22 protein-coding genes are annotated in these 24,946 nt (G+C 37.8%); 12 read left to right on the top strand and 10 right to left on the bottom strand.

The window, feature by feature from the left end; translation table 11 throughout:
* Positions 1 to 16 precede the first annotated feature (16 nt).
* From P1K33_RS01515 to P1K33_RS01540, 6 genes are all read right to left on the bottom strand, one after another.
* Positions 17 to 742 carry a tetratricopeptide repeat protein gene (locus P1K33_RS01515; protein ID WP_284651079.1) on the bottom strand — a complete coding sequence of 242 codons (726 nt, stop codon included), beginning with the start codon at positions 740 to 742 and terminating at the stop codon, positions 17 to 19.
* Positions 743 to 1,780: a VWA domain-containing protein gene (locus P1K33_RS01520; RefSeq protein WP_284651080.1), complete on the bottom strand. Its 1,038-nt coding sequence runs from the start codon at positions 1,778 to 1,780 to the stop codon at positions 743 to 745. It abuts the gene before it with no gap.
* Between the two features lie 6 nt (positions 1,781 to 1,786).
* The gene (locus P1K33_RS01525) at positions 1,787 to 2,785 is read right to left on the bottom strand and encodes a vWA domain-containing protein (protein ID WP_284651081.1); all 999 of its coding nucleotides are present in this window, start codon (positions 2,783 to 2,785) and stop codon (positions 1,787 to 1,789) included.
* On the bottom strand, positions 2,782 to 4,425 hold the full coding sequence (locus P1K33_RS01530) for a hypothetical protein (RefSeq protein ID WP_284651082.1): 1,644 nt from the start codon (positions 4,423 to 4,425) through the stop codon (positions 2,782 to 2,784). The genes P1K33_RS01525 and P1K33_RS01530 overlap by 4 nt, the downstream gene beginning before the upstream one ends.
* A gap of 5 nt (positions 4,426 to 4,430) precedes the next feature.
* On the bottom strand, positions 4,431 to 5,297 hold the full coding sequence (locus P1K33_RS01535; RefSeq protein ID WP_284651083.1) for a DUF58 domain-containing protein: 867 nt from the start codon (positions 5,295 to 5,297) through the stop codon (positions 4,431 to 4,433).
* Between the two features lie 83 nt (positions 5,298 to 5,380).
* Positions 5,381 to 6,385: an AAA family ATPase gene (locus tag P1K33_RS01540; protein WP_284651084.1), complete on the bottom strand. Its 1,005-nt coding sequence runs from the start codon at positions 6,383 to 6,385 to the stop codon at positions 5,381 to 5,383.
* Positions 6,386 to 6,637: 252 nt separating this feature from the next.
* Between P1K33_RS01540 and P1K33_RS01545 the strand changes: the two genes are divergently transcribed.
* From P1K33_RS01545 to P1K33_RS01565, 5 genes are all read left to right on the top strand, one after another.
* A complete protein-coding gene (locus tag P1K33_RS01545) occupies positions 6,638 to 7,504 on the top strand; it encodes an aldo/keto reductase (RefSeq protein WP_284651085.1) in 867 nt (288 codons plus the stop codon).
* 11 nt (positions 7,505 to 7,515) lie between these two features.
* Complete coding sequence (locus tag P1K33_RS01550) at positions 7,516 to 8,667, top strand: ATP-binding protein (protein WP_284651086.1); 1,152 nt, start codon at positions 7,516 to 7,518, stop codon at positions 8,665 to 8,667.
* Positions 8,660 to 9,397, top strand: coding sequence for a metallophosphoesterase family protein (locus P1K33_RS01555; RefSeq protein ID WP_284651087.1), 738 nt, complete (start codon positions 8,660 to 8,662; stop codon positions 9,395 to 9,397). Before P1K33_RS01550 ends, P1K33_RS01555 begins: the two co-directional genes overlap by 8 nt.
* 66 nt (positions 9,398 to 9,463) lie before the next feature.
* Positions 9,464 to 9,958: a DUF6646 family protein gene (locus tag P1K33_RS01560; protein WP_284651088.1), complete on the top strand. Its 495-nt coding sequence runs from the start codon at positions 9,464 to 9,466 to the stop codon at positions 9,956 to 9,958.
* 15 nt (positions 9,959 to 9,973) lie between these two features.
* A complete protein-coding gene (locus P1K33_RS01565) occupies positions 9,974 to 10,549 on the top strand; it encodes a PhnA domain-containing protein (protein WP_284651089.1) in 576 nt (191 codons plus the stop codon).
* Between the two features lie 82 nt (positions 10,550 to 10,631).
* On the opposite strand, the gene amaB is transcribed toward P1K33_RS01565, so the two are convergent.
* Entirely contained in the window at positions 10,632 to 12,185 is a 1,554-nt protein-coding gene (amaB, locus tag P1K33_RS01570; protein ID WP_284651090.1) for an L-piperidine-6-carboxylate dehydrogenase, read from the bottom strand.
* Positions 12,186 to 12,455: 270 nt separating this feature from the next.
* On the opposite strand from amaB, the gene P1K33_RS01575 reads away from it, so the two are divergent.
* Complete coding sequence (locus P1K33_RS01575) at positions 12,456 to 13,058, top strand: TlpA family protein disulfide reductase (RefSeq protein WP_284651091.1); 603 nt, start codon at positions 12,456 to 12,458, stop codon at positions 13,056 to 13,058.
* A gap of 19 nt (positions 13,059 to 13,077) precedes the next feature.
* The gene (locus tag P1K33_RS01580) at positions 13,078 to 14,343 is read left to right on the top strand and encodes a sensor histidine kinase (protein WP_284651092.1); all 1,266 of its coding nucleotides are present in this window, start codon (positions 13,078 to 13,080) and stop codon (positions 14,341 to 14,343) included.
* Positions 14,344 to 14,350: 7 nt separating this feature from the next.
* On the opposite strand, the gene P1K33_RS01585 is transcribed toward P1K33_RS01580, so the two are convergent.
* The 3 genes from P1K33_RS01585 to P1K33_RS01595 all read right to left on the bottom strand — a co-directional run bounded on the left by P1K33_RS01585 (position 14,351) and on the right by P1K33_RS01595 (position 17,121).
* Positions 14,351 to 15,277 carry a magnesium transporter CorA family protein gene (locus tag P1K33_RS01585; RefSeq protein ID WP_284651093.1) on the bottom strand — a complete coding sequence of 309 codons (927 nt, stop codon included), beginning with the start codon at positions 15,275 to 15,277 and terminating at the stop codon, positions 14,351 to 14,353.
* Positions 15,278 to 15,414: 137 nt separating this feature from the next.
* Positions 15,415 to 15,954, bottom strand: coding sequence for a 3-hydroxyanthranilate 3,4-dioxygenase (locus P1K33_RS01590; protein ID WP_284651094.1), 540 nt, complete (start codon positions 15,952 to 15,954; stop codon positions 15,415 to 15,417).
* A 66-nt stretch (positions 15,955 to 16,020) separates the two neighbouring features.
* Entirely contained in the window at positions 16,021 to 17,121 is a 1,101-nt protein-coding gene (locus P1K33_RS01595; protein WP_284651095.1) for an endonuclease/exonuclease/phosphatase family protein, read from the bottom strand.
* A 139-nt stretch (positions 17,122 to 17,260) separates the two neighbouring features.
* Here P1K33_RS01595 and P1K33_RS01600 point away from each other — a divergent pair, with 139 nt between their 5' ends.
* The 5 genes from P1K33_RS01600 (at position 17,261) to P1K33_RS01620 (ending at position 24,940) form a co-directional block, all read left to right on the top strand.
* Complete coding sequence (locus tag P1K33_RS01600; RefSeq protein WP_284651096.1) at positions 17,261 to 20,068, top strand: carboxypeptidase-like regulatory domain-containing protein; 2,808 nt, start codon at positions 17,261 to 17,263, stop codon at positions 20,066 to 20,068.
* 13 nt (positions 20,069 to 20,081) lie between these two features.
* The gene (locus tag P1K33_RS01605; RefSeq protein WP_284651097.1) at positions 20,082 to 20,711 is read left to right on the top strand and encodes a choice-of-anchor J domain-containing protein; all 630 of its coding nucleotides are present in this window, start codon (positions 20,082 to 20,084) and stop codon (positions 20,709 to 20,711) included.
* Between the two features lie 8 nt (positions 20,712 to 20,719).
* Entirely contained in the window at positions 20,720 to 22,114 is a 1,395-nt protein-coding gene (locus P1K33_RS01610; RefSeq protein WP_284651098.1) for a DUF5689 domain-containing protein, read from the top strand.
* 207 nt (positions 22,115 to 22,321) lie between these two features.
* Positions 22,322 to 24,226 (top strand): S9 family peptidase, encoded by a 1,905-nt coding sequence (locus tag P1K33_RS01615; protein WP_284651099.1) that lies wholly within the window; start codon positions 22,322 to 22,324, stop codon positions 24,224 to 24,226.
* A gap of 186 nt (positions 24,227 to 24,412) precedes the next feature.
* Positions 24,413 to 24,940, top strand: a complete 528-nt coding sequence (locus tag P1K33_RS01620) for a hypothetical protein (protein ID WP_284651100.1) — start codon at positions 24,413 to 24,415, stop codon at positions 24,938 to 24,940.
* Positions 24,941 to 24,946 lie beyond the last annotated feature (6 nt).

The following is a 24,946-nucleotide window of genomic DNA, read 5'->3' on the forward strand; positions in this document are numbered from 1 at the left end:
TTAAATTAACGCCTGACTACCAATCTTTTTCGGCTTTTTTAGGATTGGCATGTACTTTTTGTTTGTTGACTTTATCCTGAACCTTTTTCTCTTCATTATTCACAGCATCCAACAAGTTCTCCAATCGTTGTTTGGAAATTCCGCCCGGTTGCGGTTGTGGTTTGCCTCCGTTTTTGTCTTTGTTGTCTTTTTTATCTTTATCGTTCTGACCTTTTTTATCCTTGTCTTTGTTTTGTCCGTCTTTGTTTTTCTTTTGGTCTTCCTTCTGATCTTTTTTGTCTTTGCTTTTGTCGTCTTCCTTTTTAGGCGGATTGTCTTTTAGCATTTTTTTGGCCAAAGCATAATTGTAACGTGTTTGCTCATCAGCAGGATTGTTTCTCAAGGCATTTTTATAAGCTTCTACCGCACCGGAATAATCTTTGCTCTTCATTAGGGTATTCCCAATGTTGTGAAAAGCATTGTGTTTTTCGGTTTTGCTTTTGGCATTTTTCAACGCTTTGGCATAATGATATTTAGCTTCATTGGGCCGATTTTCACGGTACACGGCATTGCCTAAATTATAGGAAGCAATTGATTTTTTCGGGTTCTTGGATTCCGAAATTCGGTATTCGGCTTCGGCATCGGCATATTTTTTTTCGACAAAAGATTCGTTTCCTTTCGGCAAATTTCTATCCTTTTCCTTTTTTTGGGCATTCGCCAAAAAGGAAATCAGGACAAAACTGTATAAAAGCAACTTTTTCATTTAGTCTTTCTCGTTAAATAAATTCATTTTTTCCACCCATTTGGTCTTTTTCTCCAATAGGAAAACATCCAAGAACAAAAGGAAAAACCCAAAACCTAAAAACCACTGGAACTGCGATTTGAAATCGGCCATCTGTGTGCTTTCAAATTCCGTTTTCTGAATGTTATCCAAAGCATTTTTGACATAATCCAAAACCGCTTTGGTTGAATTGCCATCAACATAACCGCCGCCGGTTGCTTTGGCAATTTCTTTTAAGACTTCCGGATTTCTTTTGGTAATCACCACTTCGTCATTTTGATCTCTTTGGAAATGGTCTACAACTCCGTTTCTCTTTAACGGAATTGGTCCGCCTTTTTCACTTCCTACACCAATCGTGATGATTTTTAATCCTAATTTCTTGGCTTCTTCCGCCGCTGCTAATGATTCTTCTGAATGGTCTTCACCATCACTAATGATAATCAGCAATTTGTTGGTTTTGTCTTTCTTATCAATAAAGGTCGTGGCCAGATTAATAGCCTGATCAATCGACGTTCCTTGTGACGATATTATCCCTGGGTTCATGCTTTGTAAAAACATTTTGGCCACGCTGTAATCCGTTGTAATCGGTAAGACCGGAAATGCACTTCCCGAATAGGCCACAATTCCGATGCGGTCGCTGCCTAAGTTGTTGATGATTTGTGATACCAATTGTTTGCTTTTTTCTAAACGGCTTGGCGCAACGTCTTCAGCCAGCATACTTTTAGAAACGTCAATCGCAAAAACGATGTCGATTCCTTCGCGTTTTACAGTTTCCAATTTGGTTCCCATTTTTGGGTTGACCAAACCAATAATCAAACAGGTCAAAGCCAAAAGCACTAAAACCAATTTCAAAATAGGTTTAAAAACAGATCTTTCAGGGCTTAATTTTTTTAGCAAATCCAGGTCGCCAAACTCGCGTTGTTTTTTTCTTTTCCAATATTGTAAATACAAGAAAAGCATCACCAATACCGGAATGGCAATCAAGAAATACAAATATCCTTTTTCTTCTAACTCGTACATACGCTGTTATATAAAACTTCTGTAAACGGTGTTTCGCAACCCTAATTCAATCAAAACCAAGAAACACGCAAACCAAACAAACGGGCGGAATTTTTCATCGTAATCATAGAATTTCAATTCTTCGATTTCGGTAGTTTCCAGTTTGTTGATTTCGTTATAAATCGCTTCCAGTTTGCTGTTGTTATTGGCACGGAAATATTTTCCGCCGGTATTTTTGGCAATAGTCTGCAATAAATTCACATCGATTTCCACCGGCATCATCCTAAACAAAAATCCACCGTTTGGCGCATAAGCATAAGGTGACATGGCTTCGCCATTGGTTCCTATTCCGACTGTATATACTTTGATGCCATATTCTTTGGCGATTTGTGAAGCCGTTTCCGGTTCAATAAACCCGGAATTGTTCACACCATCCGTCAGGAGAATGATCACTTTGCTTTTGGCTTTGCTGTCTTTCAAACGATTCACCGCAGTGGTCAATCCCATTCCGATTCCGGTTCCATCCTGTAACACATTGTCATATCTGATACTTCGAATGGCATCCTGAACAATCGCTTTGTCACTCGTTACAGGAGTTTTGGTATAAGCTTCAGAAGCGTAAACCACAATTCCGATTCGGTCATTGGGTCTGCCTTCGACAAAACTTGTGGCCACTTTTTTCAAAGCTTCCATACGATTTGGTTTTAAATCTTTGGCCAACATACTACCGGAAACGTCAATTGCCATAACGATGTCAATTCCTTTGGTTGATTTGGTTTGGCTACTGATATCGACTTTTCTTGGTCGTGCCATGGCAATAATCAAGGAGCTCAAAGCCAGCAAACGCAATACGAACAGATAAGGTTTTAGTTTGGCCACCAATGATTTTTGGGCTTTAAAACCGCTAACCGAACTTATTTTCAACGTTGCCGATTGTTTTCTTTTCCAAAATTGCCACGCGATAGCCGCCGGAAGCAATAAGAACAACCAGAAAAACTCAGGATTTAAAAAACTCACTTCTTTCATTGTTGCGCCTGTGTTTGTAATTCAACCGAATTCAAAACTCTTTCGGTAATCTGTTTGCCATATTTGTCGCCTTCTTCATGCATGATCATGATTTGTTGTAAACCCTGACTTTGCGCAAAAATCAGCATCTCATAATACATTTTGGTTGACTTGTTATTGACTTTATCAACAACAGTCAATGTTCCGTAGGCTTTTCTGCCAGAAATGCCTTTTTGCGTATCAAAATCATCCGTTTTTACAATGATATTTGTTGCGCCTTGTTGTTCCAAAGCGTTCAATGATCCTTCAGCAGCTTTGTCCAAATCAGGGTTTGGTATTTCCTGTTTGAATTTGGTTGTACTGACCACAACATAAAAATTGTCAATCATACTTCCATAAGTAAAAATTTGCATCTCTTTAATCATGGCTGCAGCATCTTTGGTAAGTGCTTTGGTCGCGTCAATCCGTTTTAAAACTTTTGGGGTTTCTATTTTCACACCCGGATCGCCATATTCGCTGTAAACCCATTCGCTTTCAGCTAATTCTTTGGTTGGATGCCCAATCAAATTGTCTTTGACATAATCATAGCCTTTGAAATAAATCAAGCTGCCGAGCGCAACCACAATCATTCCCAAGACAATTCCGATAGTGGTAATGATTCTCACGCGTTTTTGTTTTCTGAGCCTTTGCAAACGCGCCAATTCTTTTTGCTGTTCGTTCCACAAAGCCAATTCGTCATCGACTTCCACAATTTCCGGAATCGATTTGTGAATGGTTACGATAGAATTGGAGATGCGTTTTTTATCTTCTTCGATTTCAAAATCAAGCGGTTTTACTTTGGCGAATTTTACCAAATCGGCTTGCTTTAATACTTTTTCCAAGTTCTCAACGGTTTCGTTGGATAGCTTTAATTTCTGTTGTTTTGCCGCCCTTCGTAAACCTTCAATCAGTTCGGAAGTGGTGCTTTCCATCGCCGGAACATGGATTTCTTCTTCGATATAATTACGGGCAATATCCGTCAGTTCGGAATAATAACTTTTGATTTCCCCTTTTTGCCAAAGCTCTTTGGTTTCCAATTGTTGGAGTAAAGTAGTGGCTTTTTCAATTGGAGTTTTATAAACAATAACCTCGACTTTTTCTTTGGTCTGCATTTTTTTGATGAATCGGTACACAAAAAAACCGGCGACAGCGATGGCCAAAACAATCAAAACATAAATCCACCAAAAACCCATCGGGCTTTCCACTTGGGCAATGTCTTTGATGTCGTACATTTTTTGTTTTAAGGTATCGACTTTGACATCATTCACTTCCACTTTGATGCTATCGGAAAAAAAAGTTTTTCCATTAATGATGACGGGAATTCTCGGAATCAGGTATTTTCCACTGTCGAATTGCGTCAAGCCATATCTTTTGATTAACTCGTAACGCGCGCCTTTTTTAACGGTATCAATTTTATAGGATTCGATGACTTCCAAAGCGCCAAAATTCTTGCTTTCCGGGAATTTCACTTTGGATAAGGTATCGACATCAGTTTTTAAAGACAGTTTGAACTCGGCTCCGATTTTGTTTTTGGTTACATTAATGGAAGTCGTGACTTTTTTCGTTTGGGCGAAAAGAGAAATGGAGAGCAAGCACAAAAATAGAAGCAATTTACTTTTCATGTTTCTTATCTCGATTTAAAATAACCCAATAATTTCGTAACATAACTTTCATCCACACGTGTATTCACGGTTCCTGAACCACATTTGGAAAAGATATCCTTGAAATAATTCACTTTGTCCTGGTATTGTTTTTCGTAGCTCAAACGCGCTTTTTTCGAACCGGTATTGACTACTAAAACTTCTCCGGTTTCGGCATCTTCCATTTCGACCATACCAATGTTTGGCATTTTAGCTTCTCGGATGTCATATACACGAACTCCTGTGATATCGTGTTTCTTTCCGGCAATCTTTAGTGTTTTTTCGTAATCGTCTTCGACCATAAAATCGGAAATCACAAAGACAATCGCTTTCTTTTTCTGTGTACCCGATAAAAATTTCAAAGCTTGTGACAAATCGGTTCTTTTGCTTTTGGGCTGGAATTCGATAAGCTCACGAATGATGCGCAATACGTGTGATTTTCCTTTTTTGGGCGGAATGTATAATTCGATTTGGTCTGAGAATAAAATCAGTCCGATTTTATCGTTGTTTTGTGTCGCCGAAAAAGCCATCGTTGCGGCAATTTCGGTTACGATTTCGCTTTTCAGTTGGTTTTTGGTTCCAAAACTCTCCGAACCCGAAATATCGACCATCAACATCATGGTCAATTCGCGTTCTTCCTCAAAAACTTTGACATACGGTTCGTTATAACGCGCGGTCACATTCCAGTCGATGGCACGAATATCGTCGCCATACTGGTACTGACGCACTTCCGAAAACGTCATACCGCGGCCTTTGAATGACGTGTGGTATTCGCCCGAGAAGATATGATCACTCAATCTTCGGGTTTTGATTTCGATTTTACGAACTTTTTTGAGTAAGTCTTTGGTTTCCATTTTTTTAGCGTTCAGCCATCAGCGTTCAGCCATTAGCGTTCAGTATTGTGCTGACTGCTAAAAGCTAATTGCTAAAAGCTGATTTAAGGAACTTCGATTTCGTTTACGATTTTGTTGATGATGTCCACCGAAGTAATGTTTTCGGCTTCTGCCTCATAAGTAACCCCGATTCTGTGACGCAATACATCGTGCACTACGGCGCGAACGTCTTCCGGAATCACATAACCACGGCGTTTGATAAACGCATAACATTTGGCGGCTGTCGCCAAATTGATGCTTCCACGTGGTGAAGCTCCGAAACTAATCAACGGTTTAAGGCTTTCCAGCTTGTACTTTTCAGGAGTACGGGTAGCGAAAATGATATCTAAAATATATTTTTCAATTTTTTCGTCCATGTAAACCTCACGAACAGCTTCCTGAGCGCGAAGGATTTGGTCAACCGAAACCACGGCATTTACTTTATCAAAAGCGCCTTTTAGGTTTTGGCGAACAACCATTCGCTCTTCCTCCATTTTTGGATAATCGATAACGGTTTTCAACATAAAACGATCGACCTGTGCTTCCGGTAACGGATAAGTTCCTTCCTGCTCGATTGGGTTTTGGGTAGCTAAAACTAAAAACGGTTTGTCTAACTTGAAAGTCGTATCGCCAATCGTTACTTGTTTTTCCTGCATCGCTTCCAACAAAGCTGATTGTACTTTGGCCGGCGCACGGTTGATCTCATCCGCTAAAACGAAATTGGCGAAGATTGGTCCTTTTTTGATCGAAAACTCATTGGCTTTGATATTGTAAATCATCGTTCCGATAACGTCGGCAGGTAATAAATCGGGTGTAAACTGAATACGGCTGAAACTTCCATGAACGGCTTGAGAAAGCGTATTGATGGCTAAGGTTTTTGCCAAGCCCGGAACACCTTCCAAAAGAATATGGCCTTGTCCCAAAAGTCCAATTAACAATCTTTCTATCATATGCTTTTGACCTACAATGACTTTGTTCATTTCCAATGTCAGTAAATCGATAAAAGCACTTTCATGTTCTATTTTTTCATTAATTGCTCTGATATCTAAAGCAGTACCATTTTCTTCCATAGTGTTTGGTTTATTCTAATGTATGTCCGTTATAATTTTAACATTTCAAAAGTGAAAATTTATTAGGTTACCGGATGTTAATAATGCGTTAAAACTTTAGAAAACATCCCAATTTTAAGGATGATTTATGATTTTCTTTTTATAATTTTAAGACCTAATCGGTTTTCCTGTTTTCGGGTGGCAAAATAAGAAAATTTTCCAAAGGACAAAAAACCAAAAATAGTTACAACACACTTCTAAAAAATAGAAACAATGCAGACAAAACTTTCACCCATAATTGCCGGAACGATGAACTGGGGCATTTGGGATAAAAACCTAAATACTTCCGAAATGGAGCATCTGATTCACCTTTGTATCGAAAACAAAATCACCACTTTTGACCATGCCGATATTTATGGCGATTATACCACAGAAGCCGATTTCGGGAAGGCTTTGACCCAAAGCAAAATCGACCGAAAAAAGATCCAATTGATTTCGAAATGCGGCATCCAGCATATTAAAGGCAGAGACAATAAAGTCAAGCATTACGATTATTCCAAGGAATACATCATTTGGTCGGCGGAGAATTCCTTAAAAAACCTACAAACCGATTACTTAGATGTGTTGCTATTGCATCGCCCGAGTCCGCTGATGGTTGCTGATGAAATTGCAGAAGCGATTGAGAAATTAAAAAAAGAAGGCAAGATTGTTGATTTTGGGGTTTCCAATTTTACGGCCTGGCAAACCGAATTCATTCGCCAAAAAACCGAAATCAATTACAACCAGATACAATTTTCGGCCACACACCATGAAGCGATGTTGGATGGCAGTTTAGATTATATGCAACTGCATAACATTCGTCCGATGAGTTGGAATCCGCTGGGAACGGTTTTTAGGGAAGACATAGAACAGACACGACGACTGAAAAAAATATTGGCAGAATTGGTCAATAAATATCATTTTGGCGCTGACACCATTCTTCTGGCGTGGATCTTAAAACATCCGGCGAAAGTCATTCCGGTGGCAGGAACGGTAAATGTAGCCCGAATTCAGGCGTTGATGAAAGCAACGGAACTGGAGTTGGAACAAGAAGACTGGTTTGCCATCTGGACGGAAAGCATGGGTAACAAAGTGCCTTAGTATAAGCGACAATGATAAACAAACGCCTTCTCATAAAAAATCTCTTAGCTCATAATGATGAGTGTAGTTTTTATGATAAGAAGCGTCAGTTGAATTTGCATACCAAAGAAGGAAAAGCCAAGTTTTTGAAACACATTTGTGCGTTGTCGAATTCCAATCCTTCCAACAATTCTTATATCGTTGTTGGCGTTGAAGATCAGGACAACGAAATCATGGGTGATGACTTTTTTGACGACAGCCGAATACAGAATCTGGTCAATGCTTATTTGGAAAATCCGCCCAAAATTCAATATGAAAATGTGCCTTTTCCGAATTTGCCCAAAGACAAAGTAGTCGGATTGGTAACGATTAAACCCAAACACAAAACGTCTTTTTTTAAGAAAAACATCCATACAATACTGGCGAACACGGTTTTTGTCAGGGTTGGAAGCAATTCGATGCCAACGGAAGATAAGATTCCGTATTCTAAACAAAATATCGAAACGGTCATCAGCATTGAAAACAGTTCGCGAAACAGCATCGCCTATACCCTTGACGGAGTGATGGATTTTATGAATGTGCGGCATGGCGATATGTCTTCAAAATACAAGGTTTTCAAGGAGTTGTTTGTGATTTGTTGGGCCGGAATTCCGAAAAAAATCCGCGACACGACTTATCTTTCCCGTGTGGATATTGAATTGATTAACGAACAGGTAAAACTGTTTTATTCGGCGCTCGATGTGGTTTCTATCGAATATAATGACCATAGTTTTACAATTGTAGAGCACGTACCGCTTGGGCTGAATGACAAAACGAGTTTTTATCCATTGGAACAATTGACCATTCATTTTTTTGACAATGGCTATTACAAGATGGAGACACAAATGCTTTTTGAACCACCGGCTTACAATAAAAAAATGCTGCATCACATTTATAATTCTAATTTAGCGTTGATTAATAAATTGCAAAAAGGAGTTGAGTTGACAGAAAGAGAAGAAAAAGATTTAGACAATCTGTCTTCGACACTGATGATTTGCTATCTGAACGGTTTTGATGAGGCAAAGCAAAAACTAATTGAGGCCAAACCTTTTTTGAAAACACAAAAAAAAGCAACAATATATTTGAGTTTTAAGGAAGCGATGCGCGTTTTAAGAAAAATGAAATACGACAAAAACAATGAATAGAACACTCGTCATAGGAGATATTCACGGCGGATTACGGGCGCTGCACCAAATTATGGAAAGAGCCAATGTGACCACAGATGACACTTTGATTTTTCTTGGAGATTATGTTGATGGCTGGAGTGAATCGCCGCAGGTGATTAATTATCTGATTGAGTTAGGTCAGCAACAGAACTGTATTTTTCTTCGGGGAAACCATGATGAATTGCTGTTGGATTGGCTGGAAGGGCATACTGCGAATTTTGATGAAAAAATGTGGTTTAAACACGGTGGCGAAGCAACGATAGTGGCTTATTCCAACATATCGGATGCTACTAAAAATGAGCACATCAAATTCCTGAAAGCATTACAGGATTATTATCACGATGACCAAAACAGACTGTTTATCCACGCTGGGTTTACCAATCTGAACGGGATTCATTATGAATATTTCCCTAAATTATTCTATTGGGACAGAACCTTATGGGAATCGGCATTGGCATTAGATCCGGAAATTCCGAAAGACAGTTGGCTGTATCCACGGCGATTTAGCTTGTATGATGAGGTCTATATCGGACACACACCGGTGACGCGAATCGGGCAAACAATTCCGGTAAAAAAAGCTTGTGTTTGGAACGTTGATACCGGAGCTGCATTCAAAGGACCGCTGACGATTATGGATGTTGACACCAAAGAGTTCTGGCAAAGCGAACCTTTGAACGAGTTGTATTTTAACGAAAAAGGACGGAATTGATTTCAAATTAATTCTACAAATAAGAATTTTCTAATAGCTTATATTTGCACTTTAATTTATTAAACAATGAAAAGAATCATCACAGTATTAGCCCTAGCGGCAGTTAGTTTTGTCAATGCACAAGCCTATAAAGGCAAAGGCGATATCAAAGGCCAGGTTGGATGGAATATCCAAGACCACGGAAACGGAATCAATGTGTCAGCTGATTTTGGTATTGGGGAGAATATGTCGTACGGATTTGTAGCTTCCTATTTGCTTTCAGTAGAAAAACCGGGCGGTGTCAAACCTGATTTTGATGACAGAGCGGATGTAAAAGTACGTTTCAATGCCAATCTAGGGAATGTTTTAGGACTAGAAAAAAACATGGATGTTTATCCCGGATTGAATTTGGGAACCAGAAACTTTGGCGCTCATTTAGGATTCCGATATTTCTTTACTGATGGATTCGGTTTGTATGCTGAAGGTGGATTTCCATTAGCCAAATACGATTCACATGTAGAAGGTTTTGAGAAGTACAACAACCAGTTTGTGCTTAACATCGGCGCTTCGTTTAACTTATAAAACAAGACCGATAGCATGAGCGTTGTTACAGAAAAAAGATTAAAAGACAGAAGCGGTTCCCAATGTGAAATTAGCGGAAGTGAGGAGAATCTGTTGGTGTATTTGGTAGAACCAAAAACAGAAGTCACTCCGGAAAACTGCATTTTAATCACCAAAACCTTAAAAGACCAAATTGAAAATCCGGAGACGACTAACCCAAATGACTGGCGCGGTTTAAGCGACAGCATGTGGAATGAAAACCTACCGGTGCAAATTGTTTCCTGGCGCATGTTGGCGCGGTTGAAAAACCACGACTTATTAGACATGATGTATTTGGATGAGGATGCTTTGGAATGGGCAAAAGCAACCGGAGAAGGCGAAGATGAAGAGGGAAAAATCATCCACAAAGATTCAAACGGCAATACGTTATTTGATGGTGATTCAGTAGTTCTGATTAAGGATTTAGATGTAAAAGGCGCTAATTTTACCGCAAAACGTGGTGCTGCAGTGCACAACATCAAGCTGGTTTGGGACAATGCCGAGCAAATTGAAGGTAGAGTTGAAGGCCAACATATTGTGATTTTGACGCAATACGTTAAGAAAACAAAGTAATCTATTTTTATACAAATAAAAAGCCCTGAAATTTCAGGGCTTTTTTTGTCTATATTCTTTACTCTTTGTTCTTTTTTCTGAATTACAAATCAAACTTGATTCCTTGTGCCAGAGGCAAACTCGTAGTATAGTTGATTGTATTGGTTTGTCTTCTCATGTATACTTTCCAGGCATCAGAACCCGATTCGCGTCCGCCGCCGGTTTCTTTTTCACCACCAAAAGCACCACCGATTTCAGCACCGGAAGTTCCGATGTTGACATTGGCAATACCACAATCTGAACCTGCAACCGAAAGGAAAGCTTCCGCTTCACGCAAATTGTTGGTCATAATCGCAGAAGATAAACCTTGTGCCACACCATTTTGGATTTCCAATGCATTGGTTACATCACCCGAATATTTCAATAAGTATAAAACCGGAGCAAAAGTTTCGTGTTGTACAATTTCAAATGAATTTTTAGCTTCGGCAATCGCTGGTTTTACGTAACAACCGCTTTCGTAACCTTCACCTGAAAGTACGCCACCTTCAACCAAAATTTTTCCGCCTTCGGCGACTACTTGGGCTAAAGCTTTGTTGTACAATTCAACCGCATGCGTATCGATAAGCGGTCCAACGTGATTGTTTTGATCCAAAGGATTTCCAATCCTTAATTGGCCATAAGCACCAACTATAGCATCTCTTACTTTATCATAAATACTTTCGTGGATAATCAAACGTCGTGTAGAAGTACAACGTTGTCCGGCAGTTCCAACCGCTCCAAATACGGCTCCGATTACGGTCATTTTAATATCAGCATCCGGAGTTACGATGATAGCGTTGTTTCCACCTAATTCTAACAATGAATTTCCTAAACGAGCCGCACAAGCCTGCGCTACGATTTTACCCATACGGGTTGAACCAGTTGCAGAAACCAAAGGAACTCTTTTATCGTGTGTCATCATTTCACCTACTTTGTAATCACCGTTAATCAAACATGAAATTCCTTCCGGAAGATTGTTTTCCTTTAAAACTTCGGCGATGATATTTTGACAGGCAATACCACACAAAGGTGTTTTTTCAGATGGTTTCCAAACACAAACATCACCACAAATCCACGCCAAGGCTGTGTTCCAGGACCAAACAGCCACCGGGAAATTAAATGCTGAAATAATTCCAACGATTCCAAGCGGATGGTATTGTTCGTACATTCTGTGGCCAGGACGTTCGGAGTGCATTGTTAATCCGTGCAACTGACGCGATAAACCAACGGCAAAATCACAGATATCAATCATTTCCTGAACTTCTCCATAACCTTCCTGTAATGATTTACCCATTTCATAGGAAACCAATTTTCCCAGTGGTTCTTTGTAAAGGCGTAATTTTTCACCAAACTGACGCACGATTTCGCCGCGTTTTGGTGCCGGCATCAAGCGAAAAGTTTTGAAAGCTTCGCTGGCGGTTTGCATTACTTTTTCATAATCTGCTGCGGTAGTGGTTTTTACTTTTCCGATTAATTGTCCGTCTACCGGGGAATAGCTTTCGATGATATCACCGTTTGAAAAATGATTGTTTCCAGTAGAAGTTCCTTCATTAATGGCTTTTACACCCAGGATTTCTAAGGCTTCGGTCATCCCGAATTGTTGCGCAATTGTTGACATTGTATAGTTTGTTTTTTTAGATTTTTTAGATTTTGGGCAAAGTTATCATTTATACACGAATTAGTCGTTTTTTTTACATTATTTCATAATGAGCTGTATCCAAAACAAAGAAAGATGTAATTAATTTCGTTTTTCGTATAAAGGAGAATTGGTTTAAAATTAAAACAAACACGATGATTTGTACCATTTATTTTATATATTTGAGATTGATAAATGTCGATTTGCGAGTTTTTTCTAGATTTAACTTGTAAAGTTTTAAAATCCCCCAAAATGAAAATCAAAATTTTACTGATATTATGGCTTTCTGTTATTTTTGGAGCAATATCCTATTTGTTTTGGCGTAATGAATACAAATACAGTTTACCAACACCAGTGCCGGTAAATTATCATGCAGTTAATATTGGCCAGCATATCAATCTCAAAGGCGCGTTGGGAAAATCATCTGACAAGCCTCTTTTCCTTCACTTTTTTAATCCGGAATGTCCTTGTTCCCGATTTAATATTCCTCATATAGAATCATTAGTAAAAAAATATGGTGATAAAATGGCGTTTGCCATAGTGGTTATTGCCAAGGATTCTAGTTATACCGAACAGGAAATCCAGAATAGGTTTGATTTAACCGTTCCGGTTTTGTTTGATACCTCCATTGCAGATTCGTGTGGAATTTACTCGACGCCACAAGCTGTAATCCTTGATATGAATCACAATCTTTACTATCGAGGAAACTATAACAGGACTCGCTACTGCGCAGATGACAAGAGTAATTTTGCCCAAATGGCTATTGATTCATTGCTTAATAAAACCCAAAACCCAATCTTTGATGCTGTAGCGTTAAAACCTTACGGGTGCACATTACCGAATTGCGAAAAATAATTTTAAAAGAAGCTAAAATATGGATCAGTCTCTACATATTCAGGAATTTCTTTTGGCTATAAAAAACAAGTCAGATAAGTTAATGAACTATTTCATTTTCAGCTATTTTGCTTTTGGCCTTTTTCTGGCGTCTTATTATGATACCTGGGAAATTGCCATTGGTGTCGGCGGATTGTTGCTTGTAGCTTATTTTTCGACAAAGGCCATCCTGCCTAAATCTGATTTTTATCAATATGTGCTGAGTGCCGTATTGGGGATTTATATGGCCCAATTTATTTATCAGATGCACGGAATGTTTGAAATGCACTTTACGGCTTTTGTGGCCAGTGCCATACTGATCACATACCAGAACTGGAAACTGCAAATTCCACTGACTGTGGTTGTTTATGTTCATCACGCGTTGTTTGCCTATTTGCAATACATCGGACTGGATAAGATTTATTTTACCCAGTTGGATTATATGTCTTTGCAGACCTTTATTTTTCACATTCTACTTGCCGTTATTATTTTTTCGCTTTGCGGACTTTGGGCCTACCAATTTAAAAAATACAGCGAAGCCCATATCGAACTGACCTTTAAGAAAAAGGAAATTGAAAATCAGGAATTAAAAACGGCCAATTATGAACTCGACAGGTTTGTTTACAGTACATCACATGATTTACGTGCGCCACTGAATTCGATGATGGGATTGATAGAAATAGCCAAAGATGATACTAAAGAAGAGGTAACGCTTGAATATCTTGGAATGCTGAAGGAAAGTGCTAAAAAACTCGATGGCTTCATTTCTGACATTCTCGATTATTCCCGAAACGCACGTATGGAAGTGAATAAAGAGTTTATCGATTTTAAAGAACTACTGGGGGAAATCACTAAAAATTTAAAATTTATGGGAGACACGGATAGGACGGTTGATTTTAGGATTGATGTTACCGGAGATACTCCTGTTTATGCCGATAAAAATCGCTTAAAAACCATTCTGAGCAACCTGATTTCAAATGCAGTTCGCTATCAAAACAGTGAAATTCAAAATCCGTTTGTAGACATAAAAGTCGAGACCTTAACCAACGATACAAAAATCGCGATTCGTGACAACGGAATTGGTATTCCTAAAGAAGCACAATCAAAAATATTTGATATGTTTTACCGGGTTTCGAATCTGTCAATTGGTTCGGGACTGGGTTTATACATCGTAAAAGAAGCTGTAAACAAGCTCGAAGGCACTATTGAAGTACAATCTGAAGTTGGCGAAGGAACCACTTTTTTAATCACTATTCCCAACCAATAAATCATCTCTAAAACAGGTTTTTCTTTTTGAAAAGGAAAATTCCAAAAACCGAAATCAGTAAAGAAATCAGGATTACTATTGGTAAACCATAATGATTGTCTTCGAGATTATTGGGCACATTCATTCCATACAAACTGGCTACTAAAGTCGGAATCATCAAAATGATAGAGATAGAAGTCAGGCGTTTCATAATGACATTCAGGTTATTGGAAATCACCGAAGCATAAGCATCCATCATACCGGTTAAGATGTTGCTGTAAATGTTGGTGGTTTCTTCCGCCTGACGCAATTCGATTTCAACATCTTCCAAAAGTTCCTCATTGAATTCATCCCGATGTTCTTTTAGGTTTTTGAGTCTTCGGAACAGGATGTCATTGCCTTTTATCGAAGTCATGAAGAAAACCAAACATTTCTCGATTTGCAGCAAAGCCTGTAACTCTTCGTTTTTGATGGATTTCTCGAGATTGTCTTCGGCCAGTTTGATGCGTTGGTTGATTTGTTTCAGGTATTTCAAAAACCAAACACTTGCAGACAACATCAGTTTCAGCACCAGGTCGAAATGATTGTCAATGGAGATCTTTTTTTTACGGGTATAATTGACAAAATCAGTTAAAATATCGGTTTGATAAAAAGAAACAGAAACAAAAATGTCATCCTTAAAAATCAAACCCAAAGGCGCCGTGTTGAAAGGCAATTTGGCATCATCGCTTTTAAAAGGAATGCGAAGCACAATCAGGTACCAACCGTTTTCGATTTCGATACGTGGTCTTTCGTCTATATCTTCAATGTCGTTGTAAAAGGCTTGTGGGATTTGAAGTTCGTCAAGTAAAAACTTTTTGTCCTCTTTCGTTGGGCAAACGGCATTAATCCAGCAGTTTTTTTCCAATTGGTCTGTTTTCACCAAACCGTTCTCGTTTTTGTAAAGCGTTATCATTTCGCAAAAGTTTTGTGGATAACGTTACAACAGCACGAACGTTATTCCTGTTTGTTATCTTTTATTTTCCTCGAATAATCGTCCATGACGTAATTTTTTTTGCGAAAGTATAACTTTAAAATAAAAGGTTACCTTAATTATTCCTTAAGAGTAAATCGGGGATCGGTTTCCATGACGGTGCCACAATGGTTGCAGGTTCGTAATGTTTCTGAATTGTAGAAATGTTCAAAATGGTGAAGGAAATCTTTTTCAATGTCGGTGAGCGGAAAATAGACTTCGTACAATTTGTGGTTGCAGTGGTCACAAAACCAAAGCAATCCGTCTTTGGCGTCTAAATCACCGCGCTTTCTTTCAATCACTAAACCTATTGAGCCTTCTGTTCTGTTGGGCGAATGTGGCACTTTGGCCGGATGCAGGTACATGTCGCCGGCGGATAATTTCATGGCTTTCTTTTCACCATCATCCTGAACATATACCGTGATTTCACCTTCGAGTTGGTAGAATAGTTCTTCGGTTTCGTTGTAATGATAATCTTTTCGGGCATTGGGACCGGCTACAATCATCACGATATAATCCTCCGAATCAATATAGAGATTCTTATTTCCTACAGGTGGTTTGAGCAGGTGACGGTTTTCGTCTATCCATTGGGTCAGGTTAAAAGGTTTTGGGATGGCCATAATTTTGAATTTGAAGTAAAGTTATAAAATAAAAAGGTCCCGAACTATCGGGACCTTTTTAAATTTTTATTTTCCTTCTTTAATCAAATAGATATAAACCGGGAAGTGATCACTATAACCTATTTCGTTGGCACCGTGTCGCAGTGGATAACCTTTATATTGACCTACCGTGGTAATCATATAAGGCTTGTTGTAAATTCCGGCTTTCCAATAACGGAAAGAAGAATAGTCTTTATGAAGAAACTCTTCAGATACCATGATTTGGTCAAAAATATCACCGGCATCGCGATAGAAAAGAGTTGCATTTCCTTTGTAGAACATTTCTTCAAACGGATTGTAAATCCCAAATTTTTGTACCTCTTCTTTTTTGCGTTTGGCACCAATGCCCTCTTTTACACTCTTATTATAAGAGCCATCATTTAAATCACCCATGATGATGATTTTGGCATTTGGATTGATTTTGTAGATAGAATCCATGATGGTTCTGTTTAATCTTCCGGCAGCTTCACGGAACGGAGAACTTTTTTTCTCACCGCCTGAACGTGATGGCCAGTGATTCACTATGATGTTAATTTCTTCACCATCAAGGAAACCGGTAACTAAAAGTTGGTCACGGGTATATACTCTTTCGTCTTTGTCGATTTCAGATTTATCATCGCTGGAATCTTCTTTGACTTCTTTTTCTTTATTATTCAATTGATTTTTATAAATCAATAATGGAATATTTTTAAAGCTGGTTGGCTTAAAATGTTTCTTTTGGTATAAAAGCGCCACATCAATTCCTCTTTTATCCGGAGAATCAAAATGTACAATACCATAATCTTTATTGATAAGTAGTGGTTCTTTAACTAAATCTTCCAAAACGCCTCTGTTTTCAATTTCGCATCCAGCAATTAACGTTGGAGATTTGTCCTGTTTTTCCCCGATACCTATTTCAGAAAGTACACGGGCTAAATTGTGTAATTTTTGTTTGTATTTTTTACCTGTCCAGTTTTGTGCTCCGTTTGGCAACCACTCTTCATCATTATTAGGTCCGTTGATGGTGTCAAATAGATTTTCAAAATTATAGAAAGCAACAGTATGGACATTATACTTTTTTGCTTGTGCATTAGCCCCGGAAATTGCGAATAAAACAAAGAACAGCGCTATAATTTTTCTAATTCTCATAAAATGTATATTAATTTAATATCAAGTTTTTTACAAACTTCGAGCCAAAAGTAGATAATATTATTAAAAGATGTACATTTGTCGGCTGTTAAGTTTTCATTAACACTTAACTAGGATAGAAATTAATTTAATTTTATTTATGAAAAAACTTGTTATTAGTACTTTATTTGTGATGCAAGTGTTTTTTGTTTTTGCACAAACTACTACAGGCATTACAGGGAAAGTGGTAGATTCCAAAACACAAAAACCTTTACAAAATGTCGTTGCTTCTATTGAAAACACTACGTTGACTGTTTTAACAGACGCAGTTGGTGTTTTTGTATTTAAAGAAGTTCCACAAGGCAGTCAATTACTGCAAATTAAAAGCGCCGGCTACAAAGACCAATTGTTGGTAGTTGAGGTTGAAGCAGGAAAAATGGTTGATTTGGGAGTTATTGTTTTCGAAGAAGACATTACCTCTGAACAACAGTTGAGTTTGATTACCATTACGGAGAATGATTTAGGAGACGACAATAGTGGTTCCGAAAGTACAGCCGGATTATTGCAAGCGTCAAGAGATGCTTTCCAACAATCTGCGGCTTTCAACTGGGGTCAGGCTCGTTTTAGAATCAGAGGTCTTGATAATGAATATGGTACTACCATGATTAATGGTGTTATCATGAATAAAATTTATGACGGAAGACCACAATGGAGCAATTGGGGTGGATTGAATGATGCTACAAGAAATCAGGAATTCACAACAGGTTCAGCACCATCAGATTATACTTTTGGAGGAATTCTTGGAACACAGGAAATCAATACAAGAGCTTCTATTTACAGAAAAGGTTCGAGAATCTCTTTCTCAGGAACCAACACCAATTACAGTTGGAGAACCATGGCCACTCATGCTTCCGGAATGGGAACTAATGGTTGGGCTTTTGTTGTTTCAGCTTCAGGACGTTGGGCACAGGAAGGCTATTTTGAAGGAACGGATTATGATGCTAAATCATTATTTGCCAGCGTTGAGAAAAAATTCAACGACCACCATTCCTTAAACTTTACCTCAATTTTTGCACAAAACAGTCGTGGAAAAAATTCTCCAAATACTGCTGAGGTTACGAGATTAGCAGGTGAAAAATACAACTCTTATTGGGGTTGGCAAGATGGTAAAAAGAGAAACTCAAGAGACAAAGATGTTGAAGAGCCAATCTTAATGTTAACTCATTACTGGAAAATAACAGATAAAACCAACTTGAATACCAGTATTACTCATCAATTTGGTAAAATCGGAAATAGCCGTTTAGATTATCAAGGAGTTGATAATCCGGATCCGACTTATTATAGAAACCTTCCTAGTTATTATACATCAGCTTACAATCCTGATGATTATACTGATTTCTTAGGTGATGATCCTGAATATGTGGCTAACGGAGCTGCAGCAGCTTCAAACTTTTTAGCCAACAGACAAATCAATTGGAATGCTTTATACCAAGCAAACCAAACTTCAGATGGTCACAGTGCTTACATATTATATGAAGACAGAACGGATGATAAAATATGGACTGCAACTTCAGTATTGAACTCACAGTTGGCTGACAACATCAATATGAATGCAGGAGCAACTTTCAGAAAATTGAAATCACACAACTTTGCAAACCTTTTAGATTTATTAGGGGGTCAGTTTTATGAGGATTATGATAATTTCCAAGTGGGTTCAGAACAAGAATCTGACTTGAATCATCCTAATAGAACGGTTGGAGTAGGTGATACTTTCGGTTACAACTATAATTTGTTGGCTAATACCGTTGACGCTTTTACCCAATTTAAATTCACTTATAAAAAAATTGACTTTTATTTGGCTCAATCTTTCACAAGAACAGAATACCAAAGAGAAGGGTTATACAGAAACGGATTGTATCCAACCAATTCATTTGGAAAAAGTGACAAATACATTTTTGAAAACTTTGGCTTCAAAGGTGGTTTGACATATAAAATTACAGGAAAACAATTCCTTACTTTCAACGGAGTATACATGACCAAAGCACCAGCTTTGAGAAATGTTTTCCCAAATGCCCGTATCAACGAAAATACACCGGCAGGATTAGAAGCTGAAAATGTAACAAGCGGAGACGTGAGTTATATTATCAAAGCGCCTAAATTCAAATCAAGATTAACGGCTTATTACACCAACATTAAAAATGCTACAGAAACATCATTCTTCTTTGGAGAAGGTATTTTTGAAGATGATGGTGGAGATGGTGGAGATGCTTTTGTGGCAGAAACCGTTACAGATATTGAAAAACAAAATATCGGTTTAGAATTAGGTATGGAATACCAATTGACTTCTACGATTAAGTTAACACTCTCAGGAGCTTACGGTGAATATACTTACCAAAACAATCCAAACGTTACTTTGAACAATGATAACTTGGCCAGTCCGGAAAATACAAATCCGGTAACTGATTTTGGTGCAGCCAGATTAAAAGGATACCGTTTAGCCGGTGGTCCACAAACCGCTGCTTCATTTGGAGTAGAATACAGAGACCCTAAATTCTGGTGGGTTGGTGCTAATGTGAATTACCTTGCGGATAGTTATTTGGACATCTCATCTTTATTGAGAACAGATAATTTCTTTAGAAATCCTCAAGATTTAGAGGGATTAGGTTTTCCTGAAGCAACACCTGAAAGAGCTAAAGAATTATTGAAACAAGAAAAATTTGATGATTTCATGTTGTTAAATTTAACCGGAGGTAAATCTTGGAAAATTAAAAACACTACCTTTGGGTTCTTTGCGTCTATTAATAACGTTCTGGATATCAGCTACAAAACGGGTGGTTTTGAACAAACAAGAAATGCTAACTTTAGAGAAGTGAATCAAGATGTTTCAAGTGGAACTCCTGCTTTTGCACCTAAGTATTTCTATGGTTACGGCAGAACTTATTTCTTGAACCTTTATGTTAATTTGTAAAAAATATATAGTTATGAAAAGTTATAAAAAATTAATTCTTGGAGTGGTAGCACTACTTCCGTTTGCAGGATGTTCTCCGGAAGACGACATCAAAATAGCAGAGCCAACGGATTATAAGTTTTACGAGGAGTTTAATGCTTTCACTGAAGCTACAGAAGGAGATCCAATTGCCTTAACAGGCTGGACGAATTTTGCTCAGGTTGGAACCGTAAAATGGGAAGAAGGATTTTACAGCGGAACAAAATACGCTGAGTTTACTTCATACCAATCAGGACAAGCGTCTAACATTGCATGGTTGATTTCACCGGCAATTAGCGTAAACAAAACAAATAAAGAAACTTTAGCATTTGACGTAGCTCAGGCTTATGTTTCGTCTTCAGCCAATTCTATTGAACTTTTAGTTTCAACGGATTATGATGGTACAAATGTTATGAATGCAACATGGGTAAACAAAACCTTCAACAGACCACCATTAGATTTTGAAACCAATTTTGACTTTTTCAGTTCAGGATTAGTTGACTTGGTAGATGCTGAATACGAAGGAAATATTTATATTGCTTTCAGATGTAAAGGTTCGGGCACTGATTTCTCTTTGGATGGTACCTACGAATTAGATAACATTAGAATTTTCAACAAAAAATAATTATGAAAATGAAAAATATAATTTTAAAATCTGTTTTATTTTTATCGTTAACAACCGGATTGTTTTTCGGTTGTGCCAGTGATGATAAGTATGAAACACCAGAGAATACTTTGGTTACCTACGAACTGACACCAAACAGAACAGTTGAATCTGTGAACAGTGCTGCAACAGGAACTCCAGTTGCGATTACTACAGATGATATTATAGAAGCCTATGTGACTTCAAGTGATGAAAAAGGAACATTCTATAAGTCTATTTCTTTTCAAACCCTCGGTCCAAACCCAATTGGATTCAGTGTGCCTGTAAATGCTACTACTTTATATGGTAAAGGATTTGTACCGGGAAGAAAAGTGTATATCAAATTGAATGGTTTATATACTGCAATAGTTTACGGGTCGTTGCAAATTGGTTCTTTATTTGAAGGAGGTATCGGAAGAATTTCTGAATTTGAATGGAAAAACCATTTATTCCCTTCAGCGACTGTTGAGCCTGAAAGTGCTCTTGTAAGAACATTAAGTTTGGCAGCTGCTTACACAAATGCCAATCAAAATACTTTAGTAGAGTTAGATGCAGTTCAATTTTCTGAAGCTTCTATCAACAGAACCTATTACGATGTTGATTCAGGAGGTGGTGCAACAAATCACACCCTGATTTCTGCAGCAGGAGGTTCTGAACAAATTATCCGTTTCAGTAGTTTTTGTCCTTTCACAGGAAATCAAGTGCCTACCGGCAGTGGAAAAATAAGAGGTGTATTAACAAAATATGATACAGATTTCCAATTTATAGTTCGTTACGAAAGCGATATCCAGCTAGACTTAGATCGTTTTGATGTTTCACCACCACTAGTGGGAACAGCAATTGCCTATTTAGGTTCATTTACCGAAAACTTTGAATCATACTCTTCCACATCACCGGGAAACAGAACTTTTCCTAAATACATCAATGACCCGGTTGTTGGTACAAGATATTGGTTAACCACATTGTTTGGAGGTAATAAATATATCCAAATGACTTCTTTTACCTCTTCAAGTTCAACAACTTTGGTAAACGAAAACAATCGTTCGTTATTTATTGTCCCTGTTGATATGACGGCAGCCAATACTTTTTCGTTCCAATCTAAAGCTGGTTTTGCAAACGGTTCGGTTCTAAAAGTGTATTATATTTTGGCGGCCAATTATACACCTGGCGGTTTGATTAACAACGCGAATTTGGTTGACATAACCTCAAGTTTTACTATTTCAGCAGGTTTGTCCAATGGTTACCCAACTAATTTCACCAATAGCGGAAATTATAATATCCCAGCTTCAGTTACAGGAAACGGATATTTTGTTTTTGAATACATCGGTAGCGGATTAACCGGATTAACTACGACAATGCAAATTGATAATATTGTAGTAAATTAATTTCACTACATCAATACTACAAAGCCATCCCTTTAAGGATGGCTTTTTTTTTATTTTATATTAAGAGGAGCATTGCCTGTGGCAATGAGTATGCAAACTTTAGTTTGCTAATATCCTAGATAATTTTCGCAAAAATCACTCCAAGCGACGTCATTTTTTAATCAATAAATTTTGCTACTTTTAGCCTTTCAAAAATTTACAATAAATATGAAAAAACTATTTTTTATAATCGTCAGCGCTATGAGCATAACAGCATCAGCCCAGGAAGTTCTCAATCCTGAAACCATGTGGAAACTCGGTAGGGTAACCGCTTTGGGAATTTCTAAAGACAAAAAATCTGTGGTCTACAAAGTGGCAACACCATCGATGGCAGAAAACAAATCGAATTCCAAGTTTTATACCATTCCACTTGCCGGAGGAACGCCAACAGAAGTTACAGACACCAAAGAATTATTAGCAGATAAAAACATTTCGCCTGACGGTTTATATATACTTTCCAATCAGGAAGTGAAAACAGAAAACGTATTAGGTAAAGACATTTATTCCGATTTAGACAAAGCCAATGCGCAAGTCTATAACGGTTTGGATTACCGTCATTGGGATACCTGGAACAATGGAACGCACAATCACGTTTTTTTCGCTATTAACAAAGCAACAAAAGCCAAACCGATCGACATTATGCCAAACGAACCGTTTGACAGTCCGCAAAAACCTTTCGGTGGTGATGAAGATTACATTTGGTCTCCCGATAGTAAAAGCATCATTTATGTTTGCAAAAAGAAAGCAGGAACGGCCTATGCGGTTTCTACCAATACCGATTTATACGAATACAACATCGAGACAAAAGAAACCAAAAACCTAACGGAAACCAATTTAGGTTACGATACCAATCCGAAGTATTCTCCAACCGGAAACTTAACCTGGTTGCAAATGAAACGCGACGGTTATGAAGCCGATAAAAACGACATCATTGTTCGTTTCAAAGGAATGGATATGAATTTGACTGCCAATTGGGATGGTTCTGTAGACAGTTTTAAATGGAGTGCCGATGGGAAGAAAGTTTATTTCACGGCTGCTGTTGACGGAACTTTACAGTTATTCGAGGTAAACTTTCCGGGATTGACCAAAATAGCAGTAACAGTAAAACAAGTAACTACCGGTGATTTTGATGTGCATGATATCGTAGACGTTTCAGGAGAGAATTTCATCTTGACCAGAACCGATATGAACCATGCCCTGGAAATTTATTCTTATAACACCAAGAAAAAAACCTGGTTGCAATTGACCAAAACCAATAATGATACTTACGCTAAATTGGCGTTGCCCAAATACGAAAGACGTTATGTAACGACCACCGATGGCAAAAAGATGTTGGTTTGGGTTATTCTTCCGCCGAATTTTGATAAAACCAAAAAATACCCAACACTTTTATATTGTCAGGGCGGACCGCAATCACCTTTAACGCAAAGCTATTCTTTCCGTTGGAACTTCTCTTTGATGGCTTCACAAGGTTATGTCATCGTGGCACCAAACCGTCGCGGAATGTATGGTCACGGACAAGCCTGGAACGAGCAAATCTCCAAAGACTGGGGCGGACAGGTCATGGATGATTATCTTTCGGCGATTGATGATGTGGCAAAGGAAAGTTATGTCGATAAAACGCGTTTAGGTGCTATTGGAGCGAGTTATGGTGGTTATTCGGTATACTATTTAGCAGGAATTCACAATAATCGTTTTAAAACGTTTATTTCACATGACGGAGTTTTCAATTTGGAAAGCATGTATGGCACTACAGAAGAAGTATTCTTTAACAATTGGGATCACGGCGGACCTTATTGGGACAAAAATAATGCAGCTGCACAAAAGACTTTTACACAGTTCAATCCAATCAATTTGGTGGACAAATGGAACACACCAATCTTGATCATCCAGGGCGGAATTGATTTCCGTGTGCCTATCGGACAAGCACAGGAAGCTTTTCAGGCGGCGCAATTAAAAGGCATCAAAAGCCGTTTCTTATATTTCCCGGAAGAAAACCACTGGGTGTTAAAACCACAAAATGCTTTAGTTTGGCAACGTGAGTTTTACAAATGGTTAAAGGAAACGTTGTAACATGGATTTCTTAAAGAAAGAGTTAAGTGATTGATATTAAATATAAATTTTTATATAGTGATTTAGGCATAATCTCTTTAATAACCAGACCTATATTTTTCCTGTTTTTAATCTTTACTAAAAACTTATTTTTAAGTATTGGAGTCTTTACGGTTATTTTTTTTATCTGTTCTTTTTGTTCTCAAATTGACTAATAATCTTGGGCATAAAAGGCATAAGAATATTATCAATAGCGAAGGTTTTCAGAAATTAATATTTAAAGGTTTTAAAGTAGAAAAGGTTAACGATTATATTGGAATTACAGGGGTTTATAATGGATTCATCTGCGACATATATTATGATTGGCAAACCTTTGTTAAGTCCAAAATAGGAAAGGCTTTTGTCATCAATATCTATTTTATCCCGCCCAAACCGCTTCACGAAATTTACATTGCTAATATTGATTTTATAAAGACAATGAAGAAAAAACATGCTGTTTCTCGGTGGAGTTTTAAAAGTTATGATTTTGATTGGCAGGAAGGAGCAATTGTTATTAAAAATAGACTAGGGTTCAAAAACCCATCGTATGAAAAAATTGAAGAGGCTATTAAGATTGCTATTGAGATACTAAAAAAAGAAGAACTAAAACCAATGAATAGAGAAGATCTGACTTCTATTCGCAATAATTTTCCTTATCAAAGTGCACCTCAAATTTTACTCTATCAAGATAAATAATACTTA

The organism is Flavobacterium terrisoli (genome assembly GCF_030167905.1).
Taxonomy (GTDB): Bacteria; Bacteroidota; Bacteroidia; order Flavobacteriales; family Flavobacteriaceae; genus Flavobacterium; species Flavobacterium terrisoli.

Coding starts and splice junctions, on each gene's coding strand:
- P1K33_RS01520 (WP_284651080.1), bottom strand. CDS start 1,780: ATGTACGAGTTAGAAGAAAAAGGATATTTGTATTTCTTGATTGCCATT.
- P1K33_RS01615 (WP_284651099.1), top strand. CDS start 22,322: ATGAAAAAACTATTTTTTATAATCGTCAGCGCTATGAGCATAACAGCA.
- P1K33_RS01585 (WP_284651093.1), bottom strand. CDS start 15,277: ATGATAACGCTTTACAAAAACGAGAACGGTTTGGTGAAAACAGACCAA.
- P1K33_RS01580 (WP_284651092.1), top strand. CDS start 13,078: ATGGATCAGTCTCTACATATTCAGGAATTTCTTTTGGCTATAAAAAAC.
- P1K33_RS01560 (WP_284651088.1), top strand. CDS start 9,464: ATGAAAAGAATCATCACAGTATTAGCCCTAGCGGCAGTTAGTTTTGTC.
- P1K33_RS01575 (WP_284651091.1), top strand. CDS start 12,456: ATGAAAATCAAAATTTTACTGATATTATGGCTTTCTGTTATTTTTGGA.
- P1K33_RS01565 (WP_284651089.1), top strand. CDS start 9,974: ATGAGCGTTGTTACAGAAAAAAGATTAAAAGACAGAAGCGGTTCCCAA.
- P1K33_RS01525 (WP_284651081.1), bottom strand. CDS start 2,785: ATGAAAGAAGTGAGTTTTTTAAATCCTGAGTTTTTCTGGTTGTTCTTA.
- P1K33_RS01540 (WP_284651084.1), bottom strand. CDS start 6,385: ATGGAAGAAAATGGTACTGCTTTAGATATCAGAGCAATTAATGAAAAA.
- P1K33_RS01590 (WP_284651094.1), bottom strand. CDS start 15,954: ATGGCCATCCCAAAACCTTTTAACCTGACCCAATGGATAGACGAAAAC.
- P1K33_RS01545 (WP_284651085.1), top strand. CDS start 6,638: ATGCAGACAAAACTTTCACCCATAATTGCCGGAACGATGAACTGGGGC.
- P1K33_RS01555 (WP_284651087.1), top strand. CDS start 8,660: ATGAATAGAACACTCGTCATAGGAGATATTCACGGCGGATTACGGGCG.
- P1K33_RS01550 (WP_284651086.1), top strand. CDS start 7,516: ATGATAAACAAACGCCTTCTCATAAAAAATCTCTTAGCTCATAATGAT.
- P1K33_RS01535 (WP_284651083.1), bottom strand. CDS start 5,297: ATGGAAACCAAAGACTTACTCAAAAAAGTTCGTAAAATCGAAATCAAA.
- P1K33_RS01605 (WP_284651097.1), top strand. CDS start 20,082: ATGAAAAGTTATAAAAAATTAATTCTTGGAGTGGTAGCACTACTTCCG.
- P1K33_RS01610 (WP_284651098.1), top strand. CDS start 20,720: ATGAAAAATATAATTTTAAAATCTGTTTTATTTTTATCGTTAACAACC.
- P1K33_RS01595 (WP_284651095.1), bottom strand. CDS start 17,121: ATGAGAATTAGAAAAATTATAGCGCTGTTCTTTGTTTTATTCGCAATT.
- amaB (WP_284651090.1), bottom strand. CDS start 12,185: ATGTCAACAATTGCGCAACAATTCGGGATGACCGAAGCCTTAGAAATC.
- P1K33_RS01515 (WP_284651079.1), bottom strand. CDS start 742: ATGAAAAAGTTGCTTTTATACAGTTTTGTCCTGATTTCCTTTTTGGCG.
- P1K33_RS01600 (WP_284651096.1), top strand. CDS start 17,261: ATGAAAAAACTTGTTATTAGTACTTTATTTGTGATGCAAGTGTTTTTT.
- P1K33_RS01530 (WP_284651082.1), bottom strand. CDS start 4,425: ATGAAAAGTAAATTGCTTCTATTTTTGTGCTTGCTCTCCATTTCTCTT.